Source organism: Micromonospora sp. NPDC093277 (assembly GCF_044765245.1).
Taxonomy (GTDB): Bacteria; Actinomycetota; Actinomycetes; order Mycobacteriales; family Micromonosporaceae; genus Micromonospora.
Window position 1 is genome coordinate 119,158 of the sequence record NZ_JBIWJO010000015.1, and the last position, 11,906, is coordinate 131,063.

Below are 11,906 nucleotides of genomic sequence, written 5' to 3' on the forward strand. Positions count from 1 at the left end.
ACCTACCCGGTACGGCAGGGCCGTAGGTCCCGCCCCTCGGTTAAGAACCCGTGGGGACCAAAAGAACCAGATCCGGGTCGTACTCGGCGAGGGCTGGGAGATTCTGGAGGTCTGACCTCACCGTGACTCCCCGTCGGGGCGGACCACTCCGCGGGCCAACCCGTCGGCGGTGAGCTGGACCAACTCCGCGCCCAGCGTCGCCGCCTGCCGCATCGCAGCCTCGAACGCGTCCAGCCGCTGGAACGCCTCCCCCTGCGCCCGCTGCTCTTCCAGCGACAGCCGGCGCACCTGCGCCCGGCGGATGTCGAAGCGCAGCGTCCCGGACAGACTCGACGCCTGCTTCTCGTTCGCCGACGTCCGCAGCTGCCCGGCCAGGAACCACGAGTCCAGGGCCGCCGCGTTGGGCCGCAGCAGATAGAGGTTGCGCCCGAGCAATGTCCCCTCCGAGGTGACCACCCGGGCGGTGAGCTGCCGGGCGATCATCGGCACCACCACGTCCCCGACCGCGAGCGGGATCTCCTGGCCGAGCTTGCCGTCGTCCCGTCCGGAATGGCCTTCGCCGCTCAGCACGTCCTGCACGGTCAGCACCGGCGGCCCGCCCGCTGACGGTTCGCCCCCCTCGGCTGACGTGGCGCGGATCGGGCCGATCAGCTGCAGCGCGCCGGACCGGGTCAGCTCCCCCACCGACAGATACTGCCCGTCCGGGCCGTCGGGTCCGGGCGTGACCTGCGGCATCAGCGCCGGCAGGTCGCCGACGATGGCGGCCAGCCGCTCTCTGGTGCGTACCAGATGCTCGCCGGTGGCCGCGCCCGCGACGGCGGGTTGCCGGCGCGCGGGGGTGAGGTCGACCTCCTCGTCGAGCAGTTCGATCACCGGGACCGCGCGGGCGAAGCCGGGCTCCTCGAACTCGGCGTCGGGGGCGGCGGTGCAGGCCCGCCACGCGGCGAGGATTCGCGGACCGGTCTCGGTCAGGTCGCCGCCGGCGGCGTCGACCAGCAGCATCCGCGCCGGTGGCGGCACGTCGGGCGCGGGTCGCCGCAGCACCCACAGGTGCAGCGGTACGCCGTGCGGCGCGGCTGCCCCGGGCGGAAGCGCGATGACGGCGCGCAGGGCGCCGCGGCGCAGCAGTTCGGCGCGGATGCGTCGGCCGGCGCGGCGGCTGGCGACGGTGGGCGGCATCAGCAGTACGGCATGCCCGCCGGTCTGCAGGTGGGCCAGGGCGTGTTGGACCCAGGCGAGTTCCGGCTCGGTGCGCGGGGTGGTGCCGACGATCCAGCGTGGGTCGTGGCCGAGTTCCTCGTCTCCCCAGTTGGTGATGCCGAACGGTGGGTGATTGACGACGGCGTCGAAGGTGCGGCCGGCGAACGCGTCGGCGCGCAGCGAGTCGCCGGTGCGGAGCTCTCCCGGCACCTCGCGTAGGGACAGCCACAGTCCGGCGAGCCGGGCCAGGCTGTCGTCGAGTTCCTGCCCGTACGCGGAGGTGCAGCCGGCGCGGACGGCGGCCCGCAGGATGGCGCCGGAGCCGGCGCTCGGGTCGAGGACGGGGCCGTCGCCGACGCCGGAGAGCGCGACCATGAGGTCAGCGAGGTCGTCGGGCGTGGCGAACGGGCGGCCCGGCCCGGGTGCGGAGAACCGCTGCCACAGCTCGTCGAACGCGCCCTGCGGGCCGAGTTCGTCGGCGAGCGCGTCGATGTCGGGTAGCAGCGAACTGAGGTGCGGGTCGGCAGGCACGTGGGGATGTTGGCCGCGTTGCCCGGCCAGCAGGAGTGCGCCGACGGCGGCGAGGCCGGCGGCTGGGGATTCGCTGGCGGCGGCGAGGCGTCGCCACAGCCGCTCGGCGGTGGCCAGCTCGGGGAGTTTGCCCTGGACTCGGAGCCACTGCTCGACCTGGGTCAGGTCGAATTCCGGGCTGGCCGCGGTGCCGCTCACCGGGGCGGGGAAGTTGCCGTGTCGCTTGCGCCAGTTGCTGACGGCGGCGCGACCGACCCCGGCGAGCCGGGCGATCTCCGCCGCCGTGATGGTCGGGGTCTCCTGCACCTCCGCAGTGTGCCACACCCGTCAAGCATCCCGTCTGTTGACAGTGTTCTCAGATGATGCTCTCATTGACGCCGCCACGTTCAAAGCAGGAGGACAGCGATGCGCAAGACCACGACCCTCGCCCTGATCGCCACCGGCCTCGTCGCACTGGGCTGCGGCGCCGGCAGCACCGACGAGGGCACCAGCAGCAAGGCCGACGCCAGTGGAGCCAAGGACGACGACAAGCCGAAGACCGCGAAGATCGGCCAGCCGGCCCGGGACGGGAAGTTCGAGTTCACGGTGAAGTCGTCCAAGTGCAGCGTCGCCAAGGTCGGCAGCGACCTGCTCGGCGCGCAGGCGCAGGGCCAGTTCTGCCTGGTCACCATCAACGTCAAGAACATCGGCAAGGAATCGCAGATGTTCGACGGCAGCAGCCAGAAGGCGTACGCCGCCGACGGCACCGAGTACTCGGCCGATGGCAACGCCGCGCTCTACGCCAACAAGAACGCCGAGACGTTCCTCAACGACATCAACCCCGGCAACCAGGTCACCGGCGTGGTCGTCTTCGACATCCCGAAGAAGGTCAAGCTCGCCAAGCTCGAACTCCACGACTCGCCGTTCTCCGGCGGCGTGACGGTCTCCCTCGCCTGATCAACCGCTCGCCCCGGGGTGGGGCTCGCGACACCCGCCCCGGCGCGCACCCTACCGCACTACCGCCATCACGACTCTCGACGCGAGGAGATCGAAATGGGCCGCGCGAACCACGTGATAACGACCGAATCCGGCAGCCACCCTACGCCTCACAAGGACACCAGCCGACCGGCGAACGATCCGCCGACGCTGTTCGATCTGGACTTGCCCGAGCCTCCGGCCGGCACCTATCCGACTTCGGTCTACCAACTTGAGAGGGTGCCGCCAACGGTCGAAGGTCTCCGCGACGCGCTGGATTACCGCTACCTCCGCAAGCACGACTTTGTGATCGAGGAACGCCTGGTCGCCGGTGCTCCTGCTCTACTCGTGCACGGGATTGTGCCACGCGAGCGAGCCGACTGGTGTGACGTGTTGGCATCGCTGACTGGAGAAACGGTCGACCTGGGGTTCAGCAGTGGCGGCGCTGCCCTGCTCGTTGCGGTCGACGGCCACATTTACGCGCTTGCCTACGGCACTGTCGGTCGGCACATGGTCGACCTCGATCTGGCCAACGCCGGCTTCGGGATCGGCTTCGCGGTGCGTTCTCTCGCGCCAGACGAGATCAAGCAGGTGCGCCGGCGGGTGTTCGGTACCACCGGTCGGGTCGATCGCAACATGGTGCCTGGCGGCCAACACATCCGAATGTATGGAATCGACAAGTGGGGCGAGATCGTCGGTCAAGTCAGCGGCCGGGTGTTCAACCTCAACCTGACCGCCTGCCGGTCCAACCGCAAGGCCACCCCTGTGGAGGGCAGCGATGCCCTCCGCATCCACCTTGGTGTCGACCCGGACAACCTTCTGGCTGACCTTCGAGAGATCGACCGCGTCTGCAGGCAGGAGCCTCCGTTTGAAGACCTGGAGTTCATTACCCAAATTCGTCCCGTACCGGCCCGAGACCCTCGATTGGCGGAGCTCGAGGAGCATCTGGAACTACTGCTCGCGTCTTCCGACCCGGACGAGCTCGATCTGGCCGTGCCAGGCCGGGTCCTCGGTGAGATCGAGCGGATCCAGTCGTACAAGCTTCGGGTCCCTAAGTCTGGACTCCCCGCGGCGCGCCTTTCGGAACTCACGCTGGCCGATATCCTTGCTCAGACCAGCGGCGTGGCCGAGGGCGAGCGATGGGCTTCCCTGTGCAACGGGCGAGTCACTCTCTACACCGACACCGTCGGTGAGGAGGAAGTCGATTCTACAGCCGCATCGCGTTGGATCACTGCCCAGCTCTCAAACGATGCAAGTCAGCTCCTGCTGCATGAGGGCGGCTGGTACGAGATCGGCAACCAGCACCGCGAGTTCCTCCGCCACGAGATAGAGCAGATCTTGGCTAGGCCGGCAAGCATCGCCCTGCCTGCCTGGACTTCCGACTCGCTAAAAGAGGCGGACTACAACGCTCATGCTGCCTCCGTCTGTGGTCTGACTCTCCTTGATCGCCGTCTGCTACGCACGGCGCAGCACCACCGCGGCATCGAGGCCTGCGACCTGCTCGGGCCGGACGGAGAGTTGATCCACGTCAAACGGGCCAAGGGCAGCGCGCCGCTGAGCCACCTGTTCGCCCAAGGAGAGGTGTCAGTCGACGCGCTGCGGTACGAGCCGGATGCTCGAGCCGCACTGGTCGAAATGGTCCGCCAACACAGTTCCAGTCGCCCCATCGGCGTGGACTTCCGTCCTCGTAAGGTCATCTACGCCATTGCCCTCGGCGGTGGGCGGACGGTCACCGCAAAGTCGCTCTTCACCTTCGCCCAGGTCGCCCTCTATCGGGCGATGAAGGCGCTGCGCAACGAAGGCATAGAGGTCGAGGTGATTGGCATTCCGTCGGCCTGATCCGCCCACGGAATTGCCTTCGGCTCCGAGAACTGCGGCGAGTGGCGACCCGCTCACTGCCGCCACGTCCGCTTGCCGGGTCGAGGCGTACGGCTCTGCAAGCCTTCCCCACACCCGCATCAAGCCGAGGTCGCCTGATGAACCGCACCGAACCCCTGGTTGAGCTGATCTTCGACCGGCTCGCCGCCGACCGCGTACCCGATGACACCGCCGAGGTGGTCCTCGCCGCGCTCAGCGGCGAGGCCGACCTGGACTCCGCGCTCGGCGGCGAGCCGACTGCCCTGGAGCCACAGCGCACGGCGGCGGACGAGCCACGGGAGCGGATCTGGCTCTCGTCGGTCACCGTCGCCGGTTTCCGCGGCGTCGGCCCGGAACGCACCCTCGCCATCGAACCCGGCCCGGGGCTGACCGTGGTGGTCGGCCGCAACGGCTCCGGCAAGTCCAGTTTCGCCGAGGCGGTGGAGCTGGCCCTGACCGGGGACAGCGCCCGTTGGGCCGACCGCAACAGCGTGTGGCGGACCGGGTGGCGCAACCTGCACGCCGGTGACCCGTGCCGGATCGCCGTCGAGTTGCGCGTCGAGGGGTACGCTACGCCGACCCGGGTGGTCCGCTCGTGGCCCGCCGGGGCGGAGCTGGACGAGGCCGAGGTGAGTGTCACCAGCGCGCACGGCGGCCACAAGGATCTCGCCGAGCTGGGGTGGGCCCGGCCGCTGGAGCTGTACCGGCCGTTCCTCACCGCCGCCGAGCTGGGCCGGCTCACCGCCGGTACGCAGAGCCAGCTGTTCGACGCGATCTCCGCAATCCTCGGTCTGGAGGCGATCACCGACGCCGACCGCCGGCTGATGGCCGCCGCGCGGCCCGTCGACGCCGCCATCAAGGAGGTACGCGCACAGCGCGTCGCCCTCGCCGCGGCCCTTGCTGAGCTGCCGGACGACCGGGCGCGACGGGCGGCGGCGCTGCTCGTGACCCGCCCCGACCTGGCGGCGCTGGCCGCGATCCTCGACGAGCCGGACGAGCCGACCGCCGACGAGGCGGTGCTGCTGTGCCGGCTGCTGGTGACGATGCAACTGCCGGACAGCGACGCGGTGGCTCGGCTCGCCGGGCAGCTGCGGGACGCCGCCGCCGAGGCGCGCCGGCACGACGGCGGCCGGTCGCGGGCGTCGCTGCGCAGCGCCGAGCTGCTGCGGCTGGCCATCGAGCACCACGACGACATCGGTAGCGGGCCGTGCCCGGTCTGCACGACGGGCCGCCTCGACGGCGGCTGGCGGGTCAGCGCCGCCGCGTCCCTGGGCGAGCTGCGCGACCGTACACTCGCCGCGCAGGCCGCCGCCGCCCGGCTGAAAGCGCTGCTGCAGCAGGCGCACTACCTGATCGACGACCTGGACGTGCCCGACGGCACCGCCGCCGGCGTGCCGATCGACGAGCTGCACGCTGCCACCGCGGCACTGCGGCAGGCACCCGCCGGGCCTGAGGACCTCGCCGACCACCTGGCCGCGCGATACCCGGCAGTGCTCGCGGCCTCACAGGCCACGCAGGCGTACGCGAAGAGCCTGCTGCGCGAGCGCGACACCGGCTGGCAGACGGCGGCAGGCGAACTGCAGGCCTGGATCGTGGCGGCCGGGCTCCTGCCGCAGCGGGAACGCGCGCTGTCCCGGGTGAGGGCCGCGCGGGCATGGTTGCGGGCGACCGGGACGCAGTTGCGCAACCAACGGGTGGCGCCGTTCGCGGAACACTCGCAGCGGATCTGGGCGCAGCTGCGCCAGGAGAGCAACGTCGAGCTGGGCGCGATGACCCTGCAGGGTACGAACACCCGGCGGCGGGTGGTGATCCCGGTCAGCGTGGACGGCGCCGACAACGGCACCGCGCTCGGCGTGATGAGCCAGGGCGAGATGCATGCCCTCGGGCTGGCCACGTTCCTGCCTCGGGGCTGCGCGCCGGAGAGTCCGTTCCGGTTCATCGTGGTCGACGACCCGGTGCAGAGCATGGACCCGGCCAAGGTGGACGGGCTGGCGCGGGTGCTCGCCGAGCTGGCCGAACAGCGGCAGGTGGTGGTGTTCACCCACGACACCCGGCTGCCCGACGCGCTCGGCCGGCTCGACCTCGGTGCCGCCCGCATCATCGAGGTGACCCGCGCCGAGCGGTCGGTGGTGACCCTGCGGCCGGGCACCGACCCGGTGACCCGCTACCTGGACGACGCGTACGCCCTCGCCCGCAACGAGGAGATCGTTGCCGAGGTACGCGGGCCGGTGGTGGCGGAGCTGTGCCGCTCGGCGATCGAGGCGGCCTGCCACCGGATCGTGTGGCGGCGGCGGGTGGCCCGAGGCGTGCCGCACGACGACATCGAGGCGGCCATCGTGGCCGCGACCCGGCGACTGACCACCACGGTCGCGTTGGCGATGTTCGACGACGCCGGCCGGGGCGGGGACGTGCTCGGACATCTGGGCCGCCGACACGGGCAGCGGGCGGTGGGCGCCTACCAGGCGTGCCGGGAGGGCGTGCACGGGACGTACCTGGCGGACCTGCCCGGCCTGGTCGCCGACGCCCGCCACCTCGCCAAGGCCCTGCCGTGACCGCCGGGGTGACCGCGCCGACGCCGCAGCGCTGCCTGGCGGCGGCCGACCAGATGCTGCGCGGCGCCGGCTCGCTCGGCGCGACCGCGGTGACCGCCGGCTGGTGGCCTCGGGCGTGCGCCTGCCTGATCCGGCTCGCGCTGGAAGGCGGCATCGACTCCTATTGGCGGCGGGTCAAGCCGAGCGTGGCCGCGTGCCGGCAGGGCCGGGCGAGGCAGCTGATGCTGCGCGGCCGACTCGGGCCTGGCGTGGTCGTCGCCCGCCGGGTGGCGTTCGCCTGGGCCACCCTGTCGGCCGCCGCCCACCACCACTGCTACGAACTGGCGCCGACGGCCACCGAGCTGCGGCGCCTGCACACCGAGGTGAGCGCCCTGCTCACCCAGCTCAATGGAGGAACGGATCCGGAACGATGAGCTACCCGCAGCCCGCACCCGAGCCCGCCCTCCCGCAGCCGCCGATGCCCACCCTGTTGCTATTGGGGGGCGGGTTCGCGGTTACTGGGCAAGGAAGGCGGCCAGGCCGTCGAGGACGCGCGCGATGTCGGTGTCGTCGCTGTAGGGGGCCAGGCCGAGCCGAAGTGCGTGCTCGTCGTCCAGGCCGAGGCGGCGGAACGGCTCGTACGCGTAGAAGGATCCGGCGGGGGCGAGCACGTCACGGTCCAGGAGGAACTGGTACGCGTCCCAGGTCTTTCGGCCGGGCAGGGTGAGCAGCAGGGTCGGGGTGCGGTCGGCGGCACGGGAGTGGACCACGACATCGGTGCCCAGTGCCGCGAGTCCGTCTTCGAGTAGGCGACGAAGGCGCGTCTCGTGCTCGTCGACGGCATGCAGGGAGTCGCGCAGCCGCTTTCGGCGCGAGGACGTGCCGTTCGTGGCTCGGACGGCCGCGGGGGCGATGCCTGCGAGGAAGTCGACGGCGGCGGTGGCACCGGCGAGGGTCTCGTAGGGCAGGGTGCCAAGTTCGAAGCGTTCGGGGACGACGTTGGTGGAGGGCAGCAGCTTGTCCGGGTGCAGAGCCTCGAGCAGGTCCGGAGAGGCGGCCAGCACGCCGCAGTGCGGGCCGAGAAACTTGTACGGGGAGCAGACGAACAGGTCCGCGCCGAGGGCGGGGACGTCGACGAACTGGTGTGCGGCGTAGTGCACGCCGTCGACGTAGACCAGCGCGCCGACGGCGTGTGCAGCGTCGGCGATCGCCCGCACCGCGGGCTTGGTGCCGAGCAGGTTCGACGCGGCGGTGACGGCCACCAGTCGCGTCCGCTCGGTGACGGCGGCCTCGACGGAGGTGGAATCGATCTCGGCGGTGACGGGGTCGATGTCGATCCAGCGCACGTTCGCGCCGGCGTTCTCGGCGGCGATCAGCCAGGGCCGGACGTTGGCGTCGTGGTCGAGCCTGGTCACGACGACCTCGTCGCCCGGGTGCCACTGCCTGGCGATCGCCCGGGAGAAGTCGAAGGTCAGTTGCGTGGCGCTGCGGCCGTGGACGATTCCGCGGGCGGGGACGCCGAGCAGGTCGGCGTAGGCCTGCCGGAAGGCGGTGACGGCGGCGTCGGCGTTGGCCTCCGACACTGAGCCCGTGCCGCGGTTGGACAGCGGGCTGGTGATCGTGGCGGCGATCGCGTCGGCGACCGCTCGCGGCGTCTGTGTGCCGCCCGGACCGTCGAAGTGCGCGATGCCCGAGGCGAGGGACGGGAACTGCGCCCGCAGCGCGGCCACGTCGAGCTCGGTCGACCCACTGACGGCGGATTCATGGGAGGTCATCGTGAAGTCTCCTGAGGGTCGGGGCACACCGTCGCAGTCGGGGGCAGCACCGGAAGCGAGTCGTGTGGTCAGCTACTGGCCACCAATCGCCGGGCCGCTGCCCTCCGCTCGCCGGCACGTGCAATATAGTGCAGGTCACTGCCGTGTGCAATATGCTGCACGTTCGCGGCCGGGAGCCTGACGGACGAGTCGAGCGCCCCACCGGGCTGATTGCGGAGGTGTCGATGGGGGTCGAGGCCGGCTGGAGCGACCCGTTCATCGAACGGGTCGGCCAGGAGGTGCGCCGGCGCCGCCAGGAGGCCGGCATGACGATGCAGCAGCTGGCCGACGCATCCGGGGTGAGCGTACGGATGCTCAGCCACATCGAGCATGGTGAGGCCAACCCGAGCCTGGTCACCGTCGCCAAGGTCGCCCACGCGCTCGGCACTGACTTCGCCTCCCTGGCCCGTGAGACCCGGCCCGGCTCACTGGTCGTCAACGCCCCCGGCGCCGCCACGGGCATCTGGTCCTCGGCTGCTGGAAGTCACGCGGTGCTGTCCACCGCGAGCACTGTGCGCCCCACGGCAGCCTTGTGGGACTGGACTCTCGTCCCCGGGGACTCCTACCAGGCCGAGCCGGACCCGCATGGCAGTGAAGGGCTGTTCCTGGTCATCAGCGGCGTCCTCACCCTGCTCGCCGACGGCCACGACGACACGGTTCTCGAGCCGGGCGCATCGGCACGGCTCGCCACCGACCGGGACTACGGCTACCGCAACGATGGCAGCGATCCCGTCAGATTCATCCGCGTCACCCACGTCACCGCCTAGTACTCCAACGTCGGAGCCGGTTGTCGTCGGAGCGGCTGCGACCTCAGCCGTAGCAGGCCTAACCGGCAGGGTCGTGGACGGCGTCGGCTTCCCATCGCCGTTCGGCAATGCCACGATTGTCGGGCGGCCATGATCGGGGCGCGGGCCGGCTGGGGCTCGGCGCCCGCGCGGGCCACGACCTTTGGAGGTCGCATCGTGCGCCTGTTACGCCCGCTGCTCGCCTGCTCACTCCTGATGGCCGGCCTGCTTGTCGGATGTGGCCGTGGCGATCCGGCCACGTCCGCCACCATCGCCACCACCCCGCCAGCAGGTGTCACCGAGCGGACCGTGCAGGTCGCCAACGGTGCCGATCGGCCGTTGCCGACGCTGCTGGTCCACCCGACGGCGGCGGGCCGTTTCCCGGTCGTGGTGTTCAGCCACGGCTACACCCGCCGCCCGGAGGACTATCTGCGGCTGTTCCGCACCTGGGCGGAGGCCGGCTTCATCGTCGCCGCACCCACGTTCCCGCACTCGGCCCGCGGCTCGGAACTGCTCGACGACAAGGACATCGTCAACCAGCCGGGCGACAACGCGGCCGTGCTGACGGCCGTACTGGCCCTCGACACCACCCAGAGTGATCCCCTGTACGGACGCATCGACCGTGGCGCCGTCGCCGCGGCGGGGCATTCGTTGGGCGGCATGACGACCGTCGGCATGTTCACGAAACATCGCGACGACCGGCTCAAGGCGGGCATCGTCCTCGCGGGCGGCCAGTGGCCGTTCGGCGTGGGCTACTCGGGTGCCCCGGCGCCGATCCTCTTCGTTCACGGGCGCCGGGACACCGTCGTCGAATTCGCGGGCGGCACCGAGGCGTACGAGCCGCTGGCCTGGCCCAAGGCGCTGCTGGAACTGCCGGACGGCGACCATCTGGCGCCGTACCTCGGCCCGGACCCCGACTTCGACGTGGTGGCCGCGGTGACGGTTGACTTCCTGCGCTGGGCACTGCTCGGCGATCAGCCGGCGCGGGGGCGGATGGCTGGTGACGCGGGCAGCCGCGGAAAGGTGGAGGACCGTTTGTAACGGATCGTCGCGATCCTCCCCGCGATTCCGGCGCGTAGGCGGGTACGTCCAGGTCACCCGCCGACTGTTTCCGGCATCGACGACCCGGGGGGCCGATCATGAATTTTGGCTTCGTGCTGGCGCTGGGCGCCGCGTTCTGCGCTGCCACCGCCGCCACCCTGCAGTCGATCGGGGCGCGCCGGATCGCGGCCACGGAGCACCTTGATCCTCGGCTGCTGTGGCGGTTGCTGCGAGTCGGGCCGTACGCCGCGGGCCTGGCATTCGACGGAGCATCGTCCGGGCTCAGTTTCGCCGCACTGCGGACCGTGCCGCTCTTCGCGGTCCAGGCGGTGGGAGCGGCGAACCTCAGCATCGTCGCGCTCATGGCCATGCTGGTACTGCGGGTCCGACTTGTGGTTCAGGACGCCATCGCGATCGGCGGCGTGATCGCCGGACTGGCGCTGTTGGTGATCTCGGCCGTCAGTGGGCCACCGTCCGAGGTGCCGAGGGCGGCCGGTTGGTGGCTGCTGGGGGCGGTGATCATGTTGGTCGTCGGCGCGTATCTGGGCAGCCCTCGGATGCGTAGACCCGCCCTGCCGGGGCTGTTTGCCGGGCTGTCCTTCGGGTCCGCAGCCCTCGGTGCCCGGCTGCTCGGCCGGGTCGGCGCGGTCGGTGACCTGCTGGCCAATCCGATCACCTACGCGCTGGTGATCGCCGGCTTGAACGGGCTGCTCCTGTATGCGGCGGCCCTGCAACGTGGGTCGGTGACGATCGCCTCCGCGTCGACCATCGTGGGGCAGACCGTGGCGCCGGCGATCGTCGGTTGGCTGTTGCTCGGCGACCGGGTCCGGCCCGGGTTCGCGCCGGTGGCGGTGGTGGGCTTCGTGCTCGCTGTCACCGCTGCGGTGGCCCTCGCCCGGCATGCCCGGCCGCATGCGCCTCGCGCCGAGTGGACCCGGTAGCCGGCACTGACACCGGTGCCGACGCCGACGCGCCCCGACCGGATGGCCGGTACTGACGCATCGGCATCGGCGACCTGCCCTGCGGAAGGGCCGATGTCGCCGCTGAGCCCACCACCGCTCGCCCGCGGTTACACCTGCCCGTGACAGTCGAGGCAGGTAGACGGGGGGACGTGCTGCATCACGACCAGGGCGTCATTCGTCGTTTTGCGCCTGGCTTGCTGGCAGTCGCCCACAATTGGGGGGACAGGGCGA

The 11,906-nt window shown here is 71.2% G+C and carries 9 protein-coding genes; 7 read left to right on the forward strand and 2 right to left on the reverse strand.

The features are described 5' to 3' along the window. Nucleotides 1-117: 117 nt before the first annotated feature. Nucleotides 118-2,037 carry an N-6 DNA methylase gene (locus ACIRG9_RS27545; RefSeq protein WP_402861923.1) on the reverse strand — a complete coding sequence of 640 codons (1,920 nt, stop codon included), beginning with the start codon at nt 2,035-2,037 and terminating at the stop codon, nt 118-120. Nucleotides 2,038-2,136: 99 nt separating this feature from the next. Between ACIRG9_RS27545 and ACIRG9_RS27550 the strand changes: the two genes are divergently transcribed. The 4 genes from ACIRG9_RS27550 (at nt 2,137) to ACIRG9_RS27565 (ending at nt 7,507) form a co-directional block, all read left to right on the forward strand. Next, on the forward strand, nt 2,137-2,667 hold the full coding sequence (locus ACIRG9_RS27550; RefSeq protein ID WP_402861926.1) for a DUF4352 domain-containing protein: 531 nt from the start codon (nt 2,137-2,139) through the stop codon (nt 2,665-2,667). A gap of 96 nt (nt 2,668-2,763) precedes the next feature. Then, nucleotides 2,764-4,524: a DUF6119 family protein gene (locus ACIRG9_RS27555; RefSeq protein ID WP_402861929.1), complete on the forward strand. Its 1,761-nt coding sequence runs from the start codon at nt 2,764-2,766 to the stop codon at nt 4,522-4,524. A gap of 137 nt (nt 4,525-4,661) precedes the next feature. After that, on the forward strand, nt 4,662-7,094 hold the full coding sequence (locus tag ACIRG9_RS27560) for an AAA family ATPase (protein WP_402861932.1): 2,433 nt from the start codon (nt 4,662-4,664) through the stop codon (nt 7,092-7,094). Further along, complete coding sequence (locus ACIRG9_RS27565; RefSeq protein ID WP_402861935.1) at nt 7,091-7,507, forward strand: hypothetical protein; 417 nt, start codon at nt 7,091-7,093, stop codon at nt 7,505-7,507. Before ACIRG9_RS27560 ends, ACIRG9_RS27565 begins: the two co-directional genes overlap by 4 nt. A gap of 81 nt (nt 7,508-7,588) precedes the next feature. Here the strand turns inward: ACIRG9_RS27565 and ACIRG9_RS27570 are convergent, their stop codons facing one another. Then, nucleotides 7,589-8,848: a cysteine desulfurase-like protein gene (locus ACIRG9_RS27570; protein ID WP_402861938.1), complete on the reverse strand. Its 1,260-nt coding sequence runs from the start codon at nt 8,846-8,848 to the stop codon at nt 7,589-7,591. A gap of 224 nt (nt 8,849-9,072) precedes the next feature. Here ACIRG9_RS27570 and ACIRG9_RS27575 point away from each other — a divergent pair, with 224 nt between their 5' ends. From ACIRG9_RS27575 to ACIRG9_RS27585, 3 genes are all read left to right on the forward strand, one after another. Continuing rightward, on the forward strand, nt 9,073-9,654 hold the full coding sequence (locus ACIRG9_RS27575; RefSeq protein WP_402861941.1) for a helix-turn-helix domain-containing protein: 582 nt from the start codon (nt 9,073-9,075) through the stop codon (nt 9,652-9,654). Between the two features lie 195 nt (nt 9,655-9,849). Beyond that, entirely contained in the window at nt 9,850-10,713 is an 864-nt protein-coding gene (locus ACIRG9_RS27580; RefSeq protein WP_402861944.1) for an alpha/beta hydrolase family protein, read from the forward strand. A gap of 98 nt (nt 10,714-10,811) precedes the next feature. After that, the gene (locus tag ACIRG9_RS27585; protein WP_402861947.1) at nt 10,812-11,654 is read left to right on the forward strand and encodes a hypothetical protein; all 843 of its coding nucleotides are present in this window, start codon (nt 10,812-10,814) and stop codon (nt 11,652-11,654) included. The last annotated feature ends 252 nt before the right edge of the window (nt 11,655-11,906 follow it).